Origin of the sequence: Butyricimonas muris, from assembly GCF_046365375.1 — a bacterium.
Classification (GTDB): domain Bacteria; phylum Bacteroidota; class Bacteroidia; order Bacteroidales; family Marinifilaceae; genus Butyricimonas; species Butyricimonas muris.
On the sequence record NZ_JBKEIT010000003.1, the window covers coordinates 253,632 to 272,077 of the forward strand.

General features: G+C 45.8%; 15 protein-coding genes. 7 read left to right on the plus strand and 8 right to left on the minus strand.

Going from position 1 to position 18,446, the window contains the following annotated elements; translation table 11 throughout:
- Window positions 1-32 precede the first annotated feature (32 nt).
- From ACK8P8_RS06475 to ACK8P8_RS06490, 4 genes are all read left to right on the plus strand, one after another.
- On the plus strand, window positions 33-719 hold the full coding sequence (locus tag ACK8P8_RS06475) for a YggS family pyridoxal phosphate-dependent enzyme (protein ID WP_227217848.1): 687 nt from the start codon (window positions 33-35) through the stop codon (window positions 717-719).
- Window positions 720-844: 125 nt separating this feature from the next.
- Window positions 845-1,840: a dihydroorotate dehydrogenase-like protein gene (locus tag ACK8P8_RS06480; RefSeq protein WP_186975186.1), complete on the plus strand. Its 996-nt coding sequence runs from the start codon at window positions 845-847 to the stop codon at window positions 1,838-1,840.
- Window positions 1,841-1,844: 4 nt separating this feature from the next.
- Window positions 1,845-3,026 carry a transglutaminase-like domain-containing protein gene (locus ACK8P8_RS06485; protein ID WP_410025624.1) on the plus strand — a complete coding sequence of 394 codons (1,182 nt, stop codon included), beginning with the start codon at window positions 1,845-1,847 and terminating at the stop codon, window positions 3,024-3,026.
- A gap of 164 nt (window positions 3,027-3,190) precedes the next feature.
- Window positions 3,191-6,553, plus strand: coding sequence for a hypothetical protein (locus tag ACK8P8_RS06490; RefSeq protein ID WP_369860676.1), 3,363 nt, complete (start codon window positions 3,191-3,193; stop codon window positions 6,551-6,553).
- Between the two features lie 139 nt (window positions 6,554-6,692).
- Here ACK8P8_RS06490 and ACK8P8_RS06495 read toward each other — a convergent pair whose 3' ends face one another.
- From ACK8P8_RS06495 to ACK8P8_RS06510, 4 genes are all read right to left on the minus strand, one after another.
- Window positions 6,693-7,538, minus strand: a complete 846-nt coding sequence (locus tag ACK8P8_RS06495) for a PepSY-like domain-containing protein (RefSeq protein ID WP_099292163.1) — start codon at window positions 7,536-7,538, stop codon at window positions 6,693-6,695.
- Between the two features lie 55 nt (window positions 7,539-7,593).
- The gene (locus tag ACK8P8_RS06500) at window positions 7,594-8,439 is read right to left on the minus strand and encodes a PepSY-like domain-containing protein (protein ID WP_369860675.1); all 846 of its coding nucleotides are present in this window, start codon (window positions 8,437-8,439) and stop codon (window positions 7,594-7,596) included.
- A gap of 102 nt (window positions 8,440-8,541) precedes the next feature.
- The gene (locus ACK8P8_RS06505; protein ID WP_099292165.1) at window positions 8,542-9,810 is read right to left on the minus strand and encodes a sensor histidine kinase; all 1,269 of its coding nucleotides are present in this window, start codon (window positions 9,808-9,810) and stop codon (window positions 8,542-8,544) included.
- Window positions 9,807-10,493: a response regulator transcription factor gene (locus tag ACK8P8_RS06510; RefSeq protein WP_099292166.1), complete on the minus strand. Its 687-nt coding sequence runs from the start codon at window positions 10,491-10,493 to the stop codon at window positions 9,807-9,809. Before ACK8P8_RS06510 ends, ACK8P8_RS06505 begins: the two co-directional genes overlap by 4 nt.
- Before the next feature lie 169 nt (window positions 10,494-10,662).
- Here ACK8P8_RS06510 and ACK8P8_RS06515 point away from each other — a divergent pair, with 169 nt between their 5' ends.
- Window positions 10,663-12,135, plus strand: a complete 1,473-nt coding sequence (locus tag ACK8P8_RS06515; protein ID WP_369860674.1) for a putative Ig domain-containing protein — start codon at window positions 10,663-10,665, stop codon at window positions 12,133-12,135.
- Window positions 12,136-12,335: 200 nt separating this feature from the next.
- Here ACK8P8_RS06515 and dpp5 read toward each other — a convergent pair whose 3' ends face one another.
- The 3 genes from dpp5 to bcp all read right to left on the minus strand — a co-directional run bounded on the left by dpp5 (window position 12,336) and on the right by bcp (window position 16,167).
- The gene (dpp5, locus tag ACK8P8_RS06520; protein WP_369860673.1) at window positions 12,336-14,411 is read right to left on the minus strand and encodes a dipeptidyl-peptidase Dpp5; all 2,076 of its coding nucleotides are present in this window, start codon (window positions 14,409-14,411) and stop codon (window positions 12,336-12,338) included.
- A gap of 174 nt (window positions 14,412-14,585) precedes the next feature.
- A complete protein-coding gene (gene recA / locus ACK8P8_RS06525; protein ID WP_099292175.1) occupies window positions 14,586-15,608 on the minus strand; it encodes a recombinase RecA in 1,023 nt (340 codons plus the stop codon).
- Between the two features lie 88 nt (window positions 15,609-15,696).
- The gene (bcp, locus tag ACK8P8_RS06530; protein WP_369860672.1) at window positions 15,697-16,167 is read right to left on the minus strand and encodes a thioredoxin-dependent thiol peroxidase; all 471 of its coding nucleotides are present in this window, start codon (window positions 16,165-16,167) and stop codon (window positions 15,697-15,699) included.
- A gap of 109 nt (window positions 16,168-16,276) precedes the next feature.
- Here bcp and ACK8P8_RS06535 point away from each other — a divergent pair, with 109 nt between their 5' ends.
- Window positions 16,277-16,585, plus strand: a complete 309-nt coding sequence (locus ACK8P8_RS06535; protein WP_186975195.1) for a DUF4491 family protein — start codon at window positions 16,277-16,279, stop codon at window positions 16,583-16,585.
- A 63-nt stretch (window positions 16,586-16,648) separates the two neighbouring features.
- Window positions 16,649-17,071: a PaaI family thioesterase gene (locus ACK8P8_RS06540; RefSeq protein ID WP_099292178.1), complete on the plus strand. Its 423-nt coding sequence runs from the start codon at window positions 16,649-16,651 to the stop codon at window positions 17,069-17,071.
- A 146-nt stretch (window positions 17,072-17,217) separates the two neighbouring features.
- On the opposite strand, the gene ACK8P8_RS06545 is transcribed toward ACK8P8_RS06540, so the two are convergent.
- A complete protein-coding gene (locus ACK8P8_RS06545; protein WP_099292179.1) occupies window positions 17,218-18,102 on the minus strand; it encodes an Rpn family recombination-promoting nuclease/putative transposase in 885 nt (294 codons plus the stop codon).
- Between the last annotated feature and the right edge of the window lie 344 nt (window positions 18,103-18,446).

Genomic DNA, 18,446 nt, shown 5'->3' on the forward strand with positions numbered 1-18,446 from the left:
GTTTCACGGACATCGATAAACGTTGAAATGAGATGAATAGTATAGCTGAAAATTTGAAACGTATAGCCGATAGTTTGCCGGAAGGGGTAAAGCTGGTGGCTGTGTCAAAAACGAAGCCGGTAGAGGCGATAGAAGAGGCGTATAATGCCGGACAACGGGTGTTCGGGGAGAACCGGGCACAGGAGTTGGCGGAGAAGTACGAGGTGCTCCCGAAAGATATAGAATGGCATCTGATAGGACATTTACAAACCAACAAGGTGAAATACGTGGCTGGATTCGTGGCAATGATTCACGGCGTGGAAAGCTTGAAGTTGCTGGAGACGATAGACAAGGAAGCAAAAAAACACAACCGGGTGATCCCTTGTTTGTTACAATTCCATGTGGCAAAGGAGGAAACGAAGTTCGGGTTGAACATGGAAGAAGCCCGGGAGTTATTGGAAAGCGAGAGTTACGCGAACATGAAGAACGTGCGGATTGAGGGTGTGATGGGAATGGCGACTTTCACGGACGATCTGGTGCAGGTTCGGGAGGAATTTCGGCATTTAAAAAGGATATTCAATGAGTTGAAGCAACAGTATTTTGCGGATAAATCGGAATTTAAAGAGTTATCTATGGGTATGTCCGGGGATTACAAGATTGCTGTTGAAGAAGGAAGCACGATGGTGAGGGTAGGAAGTTCGATATTCGGGGCAAGGCAATACAAAGCAATTGAAAATTGAAAATGCAGAATTGAAAATGAAATGAGAGAATAACAACTTGCAACTTACCGAAGGCAAATGTAACTTGCAACTTGTAACTCGCCGAAGGCGAACAAAAATCATAAATCATAAATCTAAAATTAATTATGGCAGAATTGAAGACGAAGTACATGGGACTGGAATTACGGAGTCCGATTATTGCGGCGAGTTGCGGGTTGACTTCCGATGTTGAGAAGATGGTGGAAATGGAAGAAGCGGGCGTTGGGGCAGTCGTGTTGAAATCTATTTTCGAGGAACAGATAAACCAAGAAACGAGCGGTGTGTTTAATGCCGGGTACGGGATGAGTGATGGTTACCCGGAAGCGGAGGATTACATCAAGGCTTATATCCGTTCCAACACGATACAGAAATATGTAGAATTGGTGCGCAACGCCAAAAGTCGTTTATCGATTCCCGTTATTGCCAGCGTGAATTGTTTCAGTGGTGGTGAATGGGTTAGTTTTGCCCGTCAATTGCAGGATGCCGGGGCTGATGCTTTGGAATTGAATGTTTTTATTTTGCCTGTGAACGAGTTTACAGAGAGTGCGGAGGTGGAGAATGTATACTTTGAGATCATGAAATCGATCAAAGAACAGGTAAAGATACCCGTTGCCATCAAGATAAGTCATTATTTCACGAATTTATCGGCTTTCGTGGATAAGATGAAAGCTTACGGGGCGAATGCCACGACAATATTCAACCGTTTTTACGAACCGGATATTAATATCAATAGCTTGACAATGGGAGCGGCTTCCGTGTTCAGTACGGCGACGGAGTTGAGAACGACGTTGCGGTGGACGGGTATTCTGGCGGGTAAGGACAAGAATCTGGAGATTTCAGCTTCGACGGGAGTGCATAGCGGTGAGGCGGTCGTGAAACTGCTATTGGCGGGAGCTACCACCGTCCAATTGTGCTCCGTGCTTTACGAGAAGGGGATAAGCGTGATCGGTGAGATGAATACTTTTATCAAGACGTGGATGGAGTCCAAAGCTTTCGAGAGTATTGATGACTTCCGGGGCATGCTGTCTTACTCTTCCATCGATAATCCCGATTTATACGAGCGAGCACAGTTTATGAAATACTTTAGTAATAAATCCAATTAAATTCATGAAAAACCTATTTATCTTGTTGTTGTGTTGCGTGTGCGTGGCATGCGCGAAATATCCGGGAGTACCGGAAAAATACCATGCGTTACTGGACAAAGCTTTGGAAAAAGCGGGTGCTAATCAAACCGAGCTCGTGAAAGCTCTGAAGACTGCCGCACCCGAGATGAAAGAAGGGGTTGCTTTCCTTATTGCTTATATGCCGGAGCGTGATTTGACTTCCATGACAGGCGACGATTTGTTGTCGAACGTTCAATTGGCTTACGAGGCTCGAAATCGTTTTGCTTGGGCGAAGAGCGTGCCGGATTCAATTTTCTTGAATGACGTGTTGCCGTACGCTTCCTTGAACGAAACTCGCGAGAATTGGCGTGCCGATTTTTACAGGCGATTCGCCCCGTACGTGGAGAATTGTAAAACGTTGGACGAGGCGATTGCTGCCGTGAACAGGAATATCCGGGATGAGGTAAAGGTGGATTACAACACCGGCCGTGAAAAACCGGACCAGAGTCCGTTCGAGTCCATGCGCCAGAATATGGCTTCTTGTAGCGGGTTGTCTATTTTGTTGACGGATGCTTTCCGTTCTGTCGGGATTCCGTCGCGCATTGCCGGTACTGCCAACTGGCATGACAATCGCGGAAACCATAACTGGTGTGAGGTGTGGTTGGACGGGAAATGGTACTTCACGGAGTATTATCCCAACAAGTTGGATCGTTCATGGTTCCTTGCCGATGCCGGGAAAGCGGACCCGAATGACCGTATGCACGCTATCTGGGCTTCCTCTTTCAAACCGACCGGGGAGAGTTTCCCGCTCGTGTGGGATTTCAACATCAAGTATGTACCCGCGTTAAACGTGACTCAACGCTACCTTGATATTTACAAGCAAGTGTATAACGAGCAACTGGAAGGCGGAAATTACGTGAAGGTGAAAGTGATGATGTACAAAGACAAGCGTAATGCGCGCAAGTCGGACGACCGGGTTGCAGCCAACGTGGACATTTTCTGCGGTAAAGACCAGATCGGTGGCGGACGTACAGCCGGCCCCAGACAGGATATGAATGACGTGTTGGAGTTTGTCGTGGAAAAGAATAAAGAATACACCTTGTATTATTTCGATAAAGACGGGAAGTGGGTCGGAGAGAACGTGAAAGTGAAAGAAAAACCGGTAGAGGTGAAACTGCATCTGTAAAGAATGAAATATTCTAAATAGAAAATCCCGGAAGCGTAAACTTCCGGGATTTTTCTTGAATTATTATTTGTGTTACAATAATTGCCTTTTTTAATAAAATATCCCTATATTTGAGCGATAGGTGGTAAAGCTTTGTGCGTCGATGTTTTATTAAAATTCAAGCTATGAATCTACATGACATTTTACATGTTGCCTTGTACGAGGCGAAGCAACAGCGTAGGCAATGGGAATTTCGTTTATTTGTTTTTATTGCGGTGATTGGTATAACGTTGTACCAGTTCTTTTTGCAAGGGCAGGGCTACTGCTCGAACTGGAAGATGGTGGCTTTGCCTTGTTCCGTACCGCTGGTGAATGCTTACTTGTATAGTGTTGTGCAATCGCTGTTCGTGATTCTGATGGTTACCGATTTTCCTCGCCGGGAAAAGTTGGGCGGGGCGCTTGACCCTATTCATGCCCGCCCGATGGAGAACGGGGAATACACGTGGGGAAGGGTGTTGGGTAATATGATACTTTTCGGTGCGGTGAACCTGCTCGTGATGTTGTGCTGCGTCTTTTTCGTGAACTTGAATAGTATGGCGCCTCTCGGTATCCAATATTATATATTCTATTTCGTCACCTTGAACATCCCGTCGCTGGTCTTCGTGATGGGGTTGAGCTTGTGGTTGTCACGGGTGTTCAGGTGGCGTTACCTGACTATGGTGCTTTTGTTCTTGTGGTGTGTGGTATCTGTTATCTGGTTGCCTTATCGGTTGCACGGGATACTGGATTTCTTGGGTACGGGAGTACCTAACTTGTTCTCGGGCGTGACGGGACACGTGGGATTGTGGTATTACCTGTTGCATCGGCTGGGTTTCCTATTGCTGGGACTGGGACTTTTGGCTTATAGCGTGCGGGGCATGGAACGCCTGCCAAGTACCGTGAAGCAAGTGAGGCGTTACTCGCTCGGGGGCGTGACGCTTGTCGTGTCGGGGCTTCTTTGCGGGGGGGTGATGGCGGTAAGTTATATACCTGCCCGGAGTGCCCGTGAAAGTTACCGGGAGAGTTTCCGGAAACATTGGATCGGCATGCCTTGTCATGTCAGCAGCCACGATATTACGCTGAGGCAGAAAGGTGAGAATCTTGATGTGCGTAGTGATCTGGTGGTATGCAACCTGAATGGCAAGGAGGTGAAACAGCCGCTTCTCTTCCTGAACCCGGGATTGCGTGTGACTGCGTTGGAGGAAAACGGGCGGGCGTTGCCTTTCACTCGGGACGGGCAGGTACTTGTTATCGATCGTTCCTTGGCAAGTGGCGATACCTTGCGTTTGCGGGTGTCATATTCCGGTAGGATCGATGAACGATTTACCGATTTGCATATACCGGATGATAGTTACGAGGATAGTTTCCGGTTTGACAATTTCTTTCCCACGGGACGGCGGAGCGCTTTCGTGTCGGATGATTATCTTCTGGTGACCTCCGCTTGCGGGTGGTATCCGACGGCATTGCCTCCCGTGAACCCGGTATACCCGGTATGCAGCGGCAAGGATATGACCCGTTTTCGCTTGACCGTGGCTCATCCCCGGCAGCGGGAGTTGTTTTCCCAGGGGATCGCTTCCACCGGGGCGGATTCTTCTTATTTCCGTCCTTCCCATGTCCTGTCCGGGATTTCGCTTTGCGGGGGACAATTTGAAACGGTGGAATTGGATATTGACAGTATGAAATTTGTCGTGTCGTCTTTCGGGATTCCGGCTCCCTTGTCGGAGCATTTCGAGGCTCTCGACTTGAATGGAATCAAAGGGTACTTTGAGTACTTTTTTAAACCCGTGATGAAATTCGTCGATTTGAGTTGGTACGAGAAGGAGCAACCTTGTTATCGCTTGATAGAAACCCCACTTCCTTTTCGAACCGAGTTTAACGAGGGGCGATTGATTAGCGGGCAAATGGAGCCGGGTGTGGTATTTTTGCCGGAAAAGGAATTCGATATGAAACTTATGACGGTGTTGAATATGCCCATCGAGGAACCGGAACCGGATCTGGCATTTCTTGGTGAAGGTGTGGCGCTTCCTGAGCGAACGCCTTGGGCGGCTGGACACATGAGTATGTTATTCGGTAGTGCGGATAATCTATTTGACAATCATGAATGTAGCCATCCGATACTGCAGTTGGGTTTTGATCGGGAACGAACCGGGTTCAATCTTTGGAATATACATACGTTGTTCGCATCCCCTCGTTTGTCTGTTTATTCCGAGAAATATCCTTATGTTGGCGTGTTGATCGACAAGTTATATTCCGAGCGCAAATTTATACTCGGGCACGTGGGGATGTACGTTCCGCCGGAAGATGCCCGAAAAATCAATGCGTACGCACGGGAGCACAGTCTGGAAGAAGCCTTCCTCGAGCGGGGATTTCCGCGGGTATTGCTGGCTGGGATGATGCTGTCGAACGTTCGGGATCTCGTGAATTATCTCGGGTTGGAGGTTTCCGTGGATTCCCTTTTCAGAGCTTTGGATGACATTTATCATACCCGTTCCGGGGTGATTCATTTTCACGAATTATCGCGGGTATTGGGCGAGCGGGTTGGAGGTGATCTGGAACGGGTGTTCGAGAAATGGATCGGGGTTCGGCATGACCAATATTTTAAAGTAGCCGATATGAACAGTTATTTTTACCCGGATGATAAAGTGTATGGGCCGGGATGGATAGAGATTGAGGCGAAGGTCATGAATTGCGGAAAAGAAGGAGGCTTCGTGTACATGGATATGAGCGAGAGAGGGGAGAAAAAATATTATAGTTGTTACGTGGAGCCGGGAAAGGCGAAGGCTTTTTATATGGCACGGCGGGTGGAAAGGGCGTATGATTTGTATGGGAATTTCAACTCGGGAATGTCAATCAATCGACCTGTCGACTTTGATTTCGTGCACGGGGAAAGAAGTAAACCCGCGGGGTTGGCGGAAACCCCGGGAAGATGGGTAGATACGGATATTGCGGCATTCCTGCCTGACCCGAATGTGACCGTGGTGGACGACACGGACGAGGGGTTCTCGTTTGACGACCGGGCTAACCAGACGATCTTGCAAAAATGGTTCGGGGTTAGCCGGGAAGAAGTTTTCGGTCTTGTCGGGCGGCAAGAACTGCGCTATTGGACTCCCGTGATCAGGAACAATTACGAGGGGGATTCCCTTCGGCGGGCGTATTTCAAGAGCTTCGGCAAGGGCGATTGTTCTGCAACGTGGACTGCCCGCTTGAAAGAAAAAGGGAAATACCGGGTGATGGTTAAGACCAACTTGGAAAAAATAAGTTATGGAGAAATGGGCTTGGATTACTCCGATTTCACTTTAGCTTACACGATAAAACACGGGGATCAAGAGGAAAAGATCGACTTTAACATGGGTGAAGGGGTAGAAAACAGAACGATTGACGACTGGATGGTTCTCGGGGAATTCGATTTTCCGGCGGGGGAGGTCAGCGTGATTCTTTCGGATAAAGACGAGCGGGGACGAAAAGATATCGTGATTATGGCGGATGCCGTGAAGTGGGTGAGAATGTAGGAAGTTTGTAAAGTATATGAAGTCTATAAGGTCAATAGACCTGCGGTGCTTTGTCCACGGCTGCTCGGGTTGCCGTTAAACTCTGTCCAAAGGACACCCGTGTTTTATGGACTAATAAAAGGGACGAAAGTCCCTTTTATTAATTTTTCGGTGTCGTGGATATTACTTCCAGACTATTGGCGTTTATCGTGACATAAACTTCTTTGTTGCCTTGTTCTACCTCGAAGATGTAGACATTCGTTCCGTCGGCTCTTTCTTCATAATCGATGTCGTCGATGCGATAATTGGCGTATGCCGAGGTTTTCAGAACGTTCATCACGTTGGTGGGGACTTCACTTTGGCGAACTTCCCATGTCGTGACCACCCACTCGTTCTTGTGGTTGAATACCACGTCTTTTTTGAGACGGTTGTCGATGATTTCTATTTTCAACAGTCCTTTTTCCTGATCAATTTCCACGATGTTTGCTTGCGGGTATTTTTGTTTGATGAATTGCAGGACGGTTTGGGGCATCGTTTCCGGGAAATAGCCTTTGTTTTCTTTGTCCATTACCGTTTTCACGAGAGTACCGTTTTCAAGGTAATGTAGGTCTACTTCCTGTTCGCCGAGTTCCACCTCGATGATGTAAAGGGTTTCCATACCGTCTCTCTCGAGTTTATCCACGTCTTCCACTTTCCATTTGGCATATTCCCCGGTTTCAAAACTGTTACGGATAACGGCGGGCAGAGAGCGGAAGGATACGTCGCTTTCCGTCATCACCCATTTGCCGTTGTTGTCGAACCAAGCTTCTGCTTCCGTGAATCCGATGCGGAATTCGGCGACTTGATACGTGTTCTTCACTTCCCATTCCACTTGTTTGGCTTTCGGGTACTTGGCCTTAAATGCGTTCACGATGTTCTTGGCGGGGACGTAGCCGTCGCTTTTGCAACTGCTGAAAGCGAACATGGAGGAGAGCATGATTATTGCAGCGATAAATGTTGTTTTCATAATTTCATGTTAGTTTTTGTTTTACAATATAGCTTTTCACTCCTTTTACGTGTGATTACTTCACGATGTTTCCTTCCATGTCCACGGTTACGTAAATATCTCGGTCATTTTCTTTCTCCAATTCGAATACATACACATCGCCATTAGGTCTTTCCTCGTATTCGATGTCGTCGATTTTGTAGCCTTTATGATTTTGACTAATAGCGTTATTAATAGTGGTCATCACTTCTGTTGGAACTTCCGACTGTCTTACGTCCCATGAGGTGTACAACCATTCGTTTTGGGCGTTGAAGTGTACTTCTTTGGACTTACCCTCGTGGCGGATATCAATTTCAGTGATACCTTTCTCAACGTCTATATCCAATATCACGGCTCCCGAATAGCGGTTGTCGATAGCTGTCTTTAACGCTTCGGGGACAGTTGTCGGGTGGTGTTCATTATTGTTGTCCGTGTCTTCCACGGCCTTGAGGAGCGTGCCGTCTGCCGCGTAGTGCAGGTCAAATTCCTGTTTCCCTTGTTCTACCTCGATCACGTACACGGGTTCCATCTCCACTCGTTCGAGCATATCCACGTCGTCAATTTTCCAATCCTTGTACTCGCTTGCTTGAAATGCTGACTGTACTTCTGCCGGGAGATCGGTGTAGCGGATGTCGCTTTCGGTCATTACCCATTCTCCTTGCGCGTTGATCCAAGCCTCTCTTTCGATACCCTCGAGATAGAAGTCTGCCACGTAATGGTCATATTTCTTTTCCCACTCCACGCGTTGGGCGTTCGGGTACTTGGTGATAAATGCTTCCTGTATCTTCCCGTCTGGGGTGTAGTTGTCGTCGTTATCATCACAGCTCGTGAAAGCGAAACCTGATAATAAAAGTGCGGTAAAAAGAAAATTCTTTGTTCTCATAGCTTTTTATTTTTAATGTTCATGTATTAATTCAATTTCTGAGAACAAAGTAAAGGGGCAATTTGGGAAAGATTTGGGAAAAAAGAGAGGAATTGAAAAATTTTAGATTTTTACCGTGAAATGATGCATCCCGTCGTACGAGTAGGTGATACGGATACCATAAAGATTCGCGATGCTTTGCACGATGGCAAGTCCCAGCCCTGTGGAGTCCGGTTTCTTGTTGTCGGCTTGATAGAAGCGGGTGAAAAGGCGGGAATTATCCAAAGGTTTTCCTTCGCCACTGTTGGAAATGGTGATTTGATAAGGAAGTATGCTGACCATAATTTCGCCGTTTACCGGAGTGTGTATCATGGCATTTTTGAGCAGGTTTGTCACGAGGGTATTGGCTAAAGATTCGTTCGCGCGAATCTTGCAGATGCCCGTTTCCTCGAGGTGTACCCGGAGTTTCTTGTGTTCGTATATTTCTTGAAAATCCTCGATAAGTTCCCGAATGATCGGGTTGAGTTCTACCTCTTTCTCGTTGTGGAATTGCCCGTTTTCAATGCGGGAAAGGAACAACAGGGATTTGTTGAGTTTAATGATGCGTTCCACGTTGCGGTGAATATCGGCAATTTCTTGCAATTGTTCCTCGGTACAGTCCGGTCTTTCGGCGAAGAGTTCGAGTTTGTTGCGGCATATTGCCAACGGGGTTTGCAACTCGTGGGAGGCGTTCCCGATGAATTGCTTCTGTTGGGAATACATTTCTTCGCTCCGTAGAGTCATTTTGCGTATCGTGTCGTTTAACTGTTTGAATTCTTTGATTTTCGTGGGATTGTCCAACGGGGGATTCTTTTCCCCGAGAGTAAATGTATTGAGCCAGCGAAGCAGCTTGTAGAAAGGCGACAGGCTCCGGCGAAACACGAGCTCGGATACGAGTATAATACACACGAGAAGGGTGAAATAGAGAATGATAATCCATTGCAGGATGGCCTCGATCATGTCGTCCTGTTCCAGCGTGGAGATCATGACAGTCAACTCGTAGAATCTCTTGTCCTGTCCCCGGAATGCGGTTTTTAGTACCCGCACGGGGTCGAATTCCAGTTCTGTCTCGTAGAAGCGGGTGGAGTCGAAATAGCGTTCCCGGTAATGGATGGCTTCTTCCTCGGGTATTTCCTTGAGCATGTATTGGCTCATCAGATCGTTATGATTGTCAATGGCGGATGTATCCGTGAGTACCTGACGGATGATAAGGTTTTTATAGTTTTCAAGACTATCGTCCGTTTCATCAAGAATCTCATCGAGTATGTTAAAATAGAAAAGACAAGCCCATGTCGTGAGGATGATGATCAACACGACAGAGAGTTTGCTTATGGTATAGTGGATGAGTTTCATGCTTCCGGGGTGGTTATCAGTTTATAGCCGAAGCCGTAAACGGCTTTGATTTCCGGAATAGCTTCGGCTTGTTTCATTTTCTTGCGTAGATTTTTTACTTGGGAGTAAATAAAATCCAGACTGTCTGCCTGATCGATGTTGTCGCCCCAAACGGATTCCGCGAGAGTGGTTTTATTGATCAGGCGGTCGGGATTAGCGACAAAATAATACAAAAGGTCAAATTCTTTACGGTTCAATTTCAGTTCATTACCATCAATAAAGACGGTGTGATTGTCGGGGTAGACAATTAGATTGCCGATCTCTATTTTGATATCCCCGTCGTTTTGTTTTCTCCGGATGACGGACTTTACTCTGGCGTGGAGTTCTGCCAGATGGAAAGGTTTTGCCAGATAATCGTCTGCGCCGAGGTCTAGCCCTGTCACCTTATCTTCAATGGAGTCTTTCGCGGAAACAATGATAACGCTTTCGCGTTTGCGTAGTTTTTTCAGTTCCTCGAGGATCGACAGTCCGTTGCCACCGGGAAGCATGATGTCCAGCAGGATGCAATCATAGTCGTAATCATTGATTTTCTGCAATGCCGTGGCGTAGTCCGTGGCGGTTTCCACGATAAAACGTTCTTTTTCGAGCGATTGTGTCATCACTTCCCGTAATCCTTTTTCATCTTCGACAATCAGTATCTTCATGGCTTTCCGGTTTTAGTCTACACAAAAATAGAAAAATATTCTGGAAAGAATTAGGAATAAAGCGGTAGAACAAACGCATTTTCACGCGTTTACTCTGTGTGATGGCTTTGTCGTGTGGTTATTTATCTATTATTTGTTATATTTGTGCATGATTGTTAAAATATAGTATATGAAAAATGTATTGTGGTTTGTTTTGATATTTGCCCTGTTCGGGTGTACGGGGAAGAGAGGGAAGTTCGAGGGCGTCTTCGAGGGGGAGCCTCGTGTGAATCCGCCTTACGTGGTGGGGAATTATCCCGGTACGGAGTTTATTTTCGCTATTCCGACTTCGGGTGAGCGTCCCATGACTTGGACGGCGGAAGGGTTACCGGGGGGATTGACCTTGAATGGCGAGACTGGAATTATACGGGGTATCGTGGAGAATGCCGGGGAGTATAAGGTGAAGATTACGGCTACTAATAAGCTGGGAAGCAGGGTGAGCGAGTTGAAAATACAGATTGGCAAGGAGTTGGCGCTGACGCCGGTGATGGGGTGGAATAGTTGGAATACTTTCGGACAAGATTTGACGGAAGCCTTGGTTATCGAAACGGCAGAGGCGATGATCGCGAACGGAATGCGTGATTTAGGATATAATTACATTAATATTGACGATTTGTGGCAGTTGAAAGAGAGAGGGGCGGACGGGCATATTGTCATTGACTCGACGAAGTTTCCAAGAGGAATAAAATATGTTGCCGATTACCTGCACGAGAGAGGATTCCGTTTAGGTATCTATTCGGACGCCTCGAAATATACTTGTGCGGGCGTGTGCGGAAGTTACGGCTTCGAGGAAATAGATGCCCGTGATTTCGCCGAGTGGGGAGTGGATTTGTTGAAATATGATTATTGTGGTGCTCCGGCATCACGGGATACGGCGATTGCACGTTACCGGAAGATGGGGGAGGCTCTGCGGTCTACCGATCGTTCGATTATTTACAGTGTTTGCGAGTGGGGACGTCGTGAACCGTGGGAGTGGGCGAGAGAAGTCGGCGGGCATTATTGGCGTACAACGGAGGATATTCGTGACGCTTGGGATTTGAGAGACTCGGGAACAGGATTATACGGCATACTGGATATTATTGACAAGAACGCTAAATTGGCCGATTACGCTTTCCCGGGGGCATGGAATGACCCAGATATGTTGGTTGTCGGAATTTGCGGGAAGAGTTCGAGTATTAACTCCGGCGACGTGCAATATGGTTGTAATTTAAAAGAGTATCGTACACACATGAGTATGTGGTGTATGATGGCCGCTCCCCTGTTATGCGGGAACGATGTTCGGAATATGCCCGACTCTGTTTTAAGAATATTGACAAATCCGGAGATTATCGCGATTAATCAAGATGTGCTAGGACTGCAAGGGAGAATGATGAAGAAAGAGGGAAATTGCGAGATATGGATGAAACCGCTGGATGGCGGGCGTGTCGCTTTAGCCGTGATGAATCGGGGGGATGAACCGGAAGAGGTCGTGGTACCATTGGATTTATTGGGATTCGGGAAAGCGTTCGTGCGAGATGTCTGGTTACATCAGAACGTGGGAGAATTTGAGCAATTGAAACTCAATTTAGAACCGCACGTGACAGCCGTATTTAAGCTGGAATAGAAATGAGGGCGTGTTTCGACACGCCCTCTCGTCCATAAGGTCTAAAGTCCATAATGTCGTAAGGTCAAATGTATCGTGAGATTTGATTTATAATGATGTATATCATCGTGTTATTGAATCGTGGACTTTATAGACTTTAGGAGCCTCCGGCTCGACTTTATGGACATTATAGACTGGAGGTGTGTTTTGACACCTCCATATTATTTCAACCATTTGTCCAACCAAGCGGCGAAAGTTCGTTGCCATAAAATACCGTTCTGGCATCCGAGTACCCAGTGACATTCCTCCGGGAAATATAAATATTGTGCCGGAATGCCACGCATACGTGCGGCATTGAAAGCTCCCATACCTTGCGATGCGTCGATGCGGAAGTCTTTTTGACCGTGGATCACCAGAATCGGGGTGTCCCATTCTCCGACAAATTTGTGCGGGGAATTTTCGAAAGTACGTTGAGCCACCTTGTTTTTCTTGTCCCAAGGCGCACCGCCCATGTCCCATTGTGCGAACCACATCTCTTCGGTGTTGAAATATTGCATTTCCATGTTGAAGATACCGCAATGGGCGATAAACGCTTTGAAACGTTTGTCGTGATGTCCAGCAAGGTAGAACACGGAGTACCCTCCATAAGAGGCTCCCACGCATCCCAAACGATTCTCGTCAATATAAGGTTCTTGCTTCATCTCGTCGATGGCAGAAAGATAATCCTTGATGTTTTGTCCGGAATAGTCCCCGCTGATCTGTTCGTTCCATTCCTGACCGAATCCCGGTAAACCGCGGCGGTTAGGAGCAACGATGATATAGCCGTTGGCTGCCATCATCTGGAAGTTCCAGCGAAAACTCCAGAACTGGCTGACGGTACTTTGCGGTCCGCCCTCGCAATAAAGGATTGCCGGGTATTTCTTGTTCGGGTCGAAATGGGGAGGATAGATAATCCATGTCAACATCTCTTTGTTGTCGGTAGTTTTTATCCAACGGGATTCCACCTTACCCATGGTCAGTTGATCCAGTATCTTTTTGTTCACGAACGAGAGTTCCGTGTCCTTTCCGGTTTTCGGGTCTACTTTGTAGATTTCTGCTGGCTTGCTCATGGATACTTTGGTAGCGATCAGGTAATCGTTTACCGGGATAACGGAAGTATAGTTGTGTACGCCCTCGGTTAATTTGGTGATAACCCCGTCGTTTAACGTCAACTTGTAAATCTCGTCGGTGGCGTGGTGATCGGAAATAAAATAGAGCGTGTTATTGTCAGCCCAAGTAAGACCACCCACGTTTTGGTCGAAGTCTTTCGTGTACTCCTTTTTCTCGCCTGTTTTCAGATTCATCACGAAAAGGCGGATTTTATCAGCCTCGTATCCATCACGTTCCATACTTTCCCATGCCATGAATTCCCCGTTGGGAGAGATCACTTGGTTTTGGTCGTACCCCATCATACCTTTCGTGAGATTCTCGGTTTTCCCGGATTTCACGTTATAAAGGTATAAGTCCGTGTTTGTAGAGAAAGCGTAATCGATACCCTCTTTTTTGCGTGCCATGTAGATAACGCCTTGACCGTCTTTTGTCCATGTCAGTTGCTCGGTGCCACCCCAAGGACGAACGGGAGATTCCCATTTCTCGCCTTCCATGATGTCTTTACCGGAGGTAATCATTTGTCCCGCGATATAGTCGGCGACAAACGGGTGGGTGTACGCTTCCACCCAATCATTCCAGTGACGATAGAACTGGTCGTTGATCAAGCGGGCATTCGCTTTCGGGAGGTCCGGGTGCAAGTCGTGTACATCTTTTTCCAGTTTCACATCTTTCAAGAAAAGAAGTTTGGATTTGTCCGGGGAGAAAATATATCCCCCGATACCACCTTCCACGTTGGTCAATTGTTTGAGATTACTGCCGTCCGGGTTCATTTCCCATAATTGGACAGAACCCGATTTACTGCACATGAAGGCAATTTTACCGTCGGGAGTCCATGTTGTCCCGAATTCCTTGTAATCCGTGTCGGTTAATTGTTTGGATGTTCCGTCAGCAAGATTCATCAGGTAGACATCACTGTACGAGCGGTCTTCTTCTTTGTTGAAGTAAGTCACCTCGTACACGAGTGATTTCTGGTCGGGGGATACACTTATTCCGCCGAGTCTGCCAAATGACCATAACACTTCGGGAGTCATCACGTCGGATGCTAATTTCATATCCGGTGTTTTATAACTTGTTTTTACTGCCTCTTTCTGGCTATCGCACGACACAACAGATAGCAGGATAAGTGCAGAAAATAAACGATTTTTCATTGTATATTTCAGCTGTTTTATAGGGTTTGTAAAGTTTATAAGGTTTATAAAGTTCTTAAAGTGACGGGTGTCCTTCGGACAGTATTTAACGGTAGCTTTAGCTACCGTGGAAAAGCATCCTGTGGGGAAAAACAATTACTTTATAAACTTTATGAACCTTATGAACTTTATAACTTATTTCGTTGCCGGTTGCACACCACTCTTTATTGCTTCCACGATCTTTTGCGTGAGTTCTTCTGCCAATTCCGGGTTGTCCATGACAAGTTGTTTCACGGTTTCCCGTCCTTGTCCCAGTTTGCTTTCCCCGTAAGAGAACCAACTTCCGCTTTTTTTGATCACGTTGTATTCAACACCCATGTCAACGATTTCACCGGAACGGGAGATACCTTCCCCGTACATGATATCGAATTCCGCTTTTTTGAATGGAGGAGCTACCTTGTTTTTCACTACTTTCACGCGGGTGTGGTTACCGTAAATTTCCTCCCCGTCCTTGATCTGACCGATACGGCGGATATCCAGACGCACGGAAGCGTAGAATTTCAGAGCGTTACCTCCGGTTGTCGTTTCGGGATTACCGAACATAACACCGATTTTATCACGTAATTGGTTGATAAAAATACAACAAGTATTTGTTTTGCTAATTGTTCCCGTTAATTTACGTAGGGCTTGGGACATCAGACGGGCTTGTAATCCCATCACGCTGTCACCCATCTCTCCCTCGATTTCAGCTTTCGGGGTAAGGGCGGCAACAGAGTCAATCACGATGATATCGATAGCAGCCGAACGAATCAATTGTTCCGCTATTTCAAGGGCTTGTTCCCCGTTGTCGGGTTGTGAAATAAATAAATTATCCACGTCAACGCCCAGTTTCTCCGCGTATACCCGGTCGAAAGCGTGCTCTGCGTCGATAATAGCGGCGATACCACCCATTTTCTGTGCTTCAGCGATAGCGTGAATAGCGAGTGTTGTTTTACCTGAAGATTCGGGGCCATAGATTTCTACGACGCGTCCCTTGGGATAACCGCCTACGCCCAGAGCTCTGTCCAGTCCGATAGAACCCGAGGGGATAGCCATAACATCTTCTACGACATTATCCCCAAGTTTCATGACGCTTCCCTTCCCGAAATTCTTCTCGATCTTGTCGAGCGTGAGTTGAAGTGCTTTTAACTTGTCTTGGTTGGTTTCTGCATTTGCCATACTTGATTTATTTATGATTTTAGATTTATGATTTTTGTTCACCTTCGGCGAGTTACAAGTTGTTGTTCTCGCATTTCATTTTCAATTTTCAATTCTCAATTTTCAATTGCTCTTGGATTTGCTTCGCGTGCTCCTTCGTGTTCACTTTCGTGATGATTTTTTGAATAATACCGTTTCCGTCAATGATAAACGTGGTGCGTAATACGCCCATGTAAGTTCTGCCGTACATTTTCTTTTCTGCCCATACGCCGTAAGCTTCTAGTATCTTTTTGTCCGTGTCGGCGATAAGGTTGAACGACAAGTTGTATTTCGCTATAAATTTCTGATGAGAACTTGCCGAATCGGGGCTAACTCCTACAACCTCAAAGCCATTATCCGTGAGGGAGGAATACCCGTCGTTCAAGCTGCAAGCCTCTGCCGTGCATCCTGAAGTGTTATCTTTCGGGTAGAAATAAAGTATTAATTTTTTCCCCTTGAAATCATCCAAGGTAATTTTTTTGCCGTCTTGATTTATGCCCTCGAAATAAGGGGCTTTTTCTCCTTCTTTCAGTGTTATCATAGTTGTTTAGTTTTTTCTCGTACTTCCATACAAAAGTAGGAATATTTTGGAGAAATAAGGTAGTGTTTTGGGAATATTTGTACATTTGCGGGAGTCTAAAAAAACATTTATGGAATTCATTGAATCATATAACTTGACTGGATTAATTATCGGGATTTGTACCTTCCTGATTATCGGGTTATTTCATCCCGTGGTAGTAAAAGCGGAGTATTACTGGGGTACAAAATGTTGGTGGATATTCCTTGTATTGGGAATCGCCGGAACGCTTGCTGCCCTGTGGGTTACCAACGTGTTGTGGTCATCTTTGCTGGGTGTATTTGCCTTCTCGTCTTTCTGGACGATTAAGGAAGTTTTCGAGCAGGAAGAAAGGGTAAAGAAAGGATGGTTTCCCGCGAATCCCAATAAAAAGAGAAATTAATTTACGATAAAAAAGCCTTGGGCTGTGAGTGGAAATCTAAAATCATAAATCTAAAATCAATACATGTTAGAGCTTATAGAACAGATGAACCGGGAACGCCGGGGGACATTGATGGAAAGTTTGGGAATTGAGTTTATCGGGGTGGGAGAGAATTGGTTGGAAGCAAAGATGCCGATTGATGAACGCACGATGCGTCCGGGACAATTGTTGCACGGTGGAGCGATTATGGCATTGGTGGAAACCGTGGGAAGTGGATTAACCTATATCGGGGAAAATCTGGAAGAAAATCACGTGTTCGGAATCGAGATTAATGGCAATCATATCCGTAAAGCCCAAGGGAGTTATGTTATCGGGCGGGCTGAATTTATCCATAAGGGACAACGAACCCACGTGGTTGCCGTGAACGTGACGGATGAATTCGGGAACTTGGCTTCCGTGTGCCGTATCACGAACGTGGTATTGCCGAAGTCGTCAGATCACAAATAAAAAGTTATAATTTTTGCCGAAAAAACAAAAAATCGGAAGCTTGCCGGATGATGAGGAAAAAAATTGACATGGCACGAAAACCAAAAGAGTTTCATTGTTTGGGCTCTTCTGGTTTTCATGTTTACAAAATACCCTATTTATGTAGTTTAAAGTTTCTCTACTTCCAAAATCGATAGCCCTGTACTTTGAGCGATTATTTCAATATTCAAACCTGCTTTTTTCAAGTTTGATGCTATTTCCTTAGCTTTTTGTAACTCACCTTCCGCACGTCCTTCCATACGTCCTTCCGCGCGTCCTTCCGCACGTTCGGTAAAAATATTATCCCGCAAAATAACCACATTATCCAAATGCCGATAATACGCGTCTAACTCTTCTTTAGTCATTCTATCAAGCTTCAGACGTTCACGAACTTCGTTCAAACCGGGTGCTGTAGCAGATTCCGGAATGTTACCCGTGTTCAAATAATAAATCCATTCTTCCAACGGACTTTTCGCTATTTGATTGAAATCATTCACTCTCAAGATGTAATACTCGGGGTAAAGTTGGCTAACTGTATCCACCTTGAATGTTTGTCGCTGAAAAGGTGTTAATTCAAGTACTTCACCGGTGTGAATACCGTGAAATTCCGTTTTACCATGATAAACGATATCTTTCCCGTGTCCCAGGGAGAAATAGACTATATTCACGCTATACACTTTGCGTACCTTGTCATATCCCTCTCCCCGGTTGATATATTCGGTAACTAACTTTGACGTCCCGAACAACATACGTTGGAAGTAAGCGTATTCATTATTATTTTGTACCTCTATCAAGATAAGTTGGCCTTTGGAATCTTCAGCCAACATATCCACCCGATTATATTTATCATATTCGTCTTCCTGATTACTCTCGCTCTCCAACAATTTCTGGATAGTAATACGCTCACCCAACAACACGGTCAACAATCCTTCCAACACGGCAAAATTAGCTTTATTACGCAGCAAGCGCTTCATGGCCCAATCAAAACGGATATATCGGTTTCCTGTTTCCATATGCATTCTTTATTAGTTCTACCAACAAATATAAGTATAATTACTTTACAAACAAAAAATCACGCTTGTGCGGGGATTGCACTTCTATTGTGAATCTTCATATTCTATCAATTTGTATACACTTTATTTAGAAAATATCGGATAGACAAGATTACCATGTGAAAAAATCGATTCTATAATTTCGATGAAGAGAGCAAGAATTTGAACGAGGTGTGTTCTCGTGGTATATTATAGGTAAACCTAGGCAAGTTGGTAACATAACAGCTATATACCAAGCTGTTTGCAGGGTGATACTTCTATCATACTCCTATCATACCCCCATGAAACACCTATTAGGATAAAAA

Bases quoted from the DNA above. Each gene is read 5' to 3' on its own strand.
- ACK8P8_RS06475 (WP_227217848.1), top strand. From the start codon at position 33: ATGAATAGTATAGCTGAAAATTTGAAACGTATAGCCGATAGTTTGCCG.
- ACK8P8_RS06480 (WP_186975186.1), top strand. From the start codon at position 845: ATGGCAGAATTGAAGACGAAGTACATGGGACTGGAATTACGGAGTCCG.
- ACK8P8_RS06485 (WP_410025624.1), top strand. From the start codon at position 1,845: ATGAAAAACCTATTTATCTTGTTGTTGTGTTGCGTGTGCGTGGCATGC.
- ACK8P8_RS06490 (WP_369860676.1), top strand. From the start codon at position 3,191: ATGAATCTACATGACATTTTACATGTTGCCTTGTACGAGGCGAAGCAA.
- ACK8P8_RS06495 (WP_099292163.1), bottom strand. From the start codon at position 7,538: ATGAAAACAACATTTATCGCTGCAATAATCATGCTCTCCTCCATGTTC.
- ACK8P8_RS06500 (WP_369860675.1), bottom strand. From the start codon at position 8,439: ATGAGAACAAAGAATTTTCTTTTTACCGCACTTTTATTATCAGGTTTC.
- ACK8P8_RS06505 (WP_099292165.1), bottom strand. From the start codon at position 9,810: ATGAAACTCATCCACTATACCATAAGCAAACTCTCTGTCGTGTTGATC.
- ACK8P8_RS06510 (WP_099292166.1), bottom strand. From the start codon at position 10,493: ATGAAGATACTGATTGTCGAAGATGAAAAAGGATTACGGGAAGTGATG.
- ACK8P8_RS06515 (WP_369860674.1), top strand. From the start codon at position 10,663: ATGAAAAATGTATTGTGGTTTGTTTTGATATTTGCCCTGTTCGGGTGT.
- dpp5 (WP_369860673.1), bottom strand. From the start codon at position 14,411: ATGAAAAATCGTTTATTTTCTGCACTTATCCTGCTATCTGTTGTGTCG.
- recA (WP_099292175.1), bottom strand. From the start codon at position 15,608: ATGGCAAATGCAGAAACCAACCAAGACAAGTTAAAAGCACTTCAACTC.
- bcp (WP_369860672.1), bottom strand. From the start codon at position 16,167: ATGATAACACTGAAAGAAGGAGAAAAAGCCCCTTATTTCGAGGGCATA.
- ACK8P8_RS06535 (WP_186975195.1), top strand. From the start codon at position 16,277: ATGGAATTCATTGAATCATATAACTTGACTGGATTAATTATCGGGATT.
- ACK8P8_RS06540 (WP_099292178.1), top strand. From the start codon at position 16,649: ATGTTAGAGCTTATAGAACAGATGAACCGGGAACGCCGGGGGACATTG.
- ACK8P8_RS06545 (WP_099292179.1), bottom strand. From the start codon at position 18,102: ATGGAAACAGGAAACCGATATATCCGTTTTGATTGGGCCATGAAGCGC.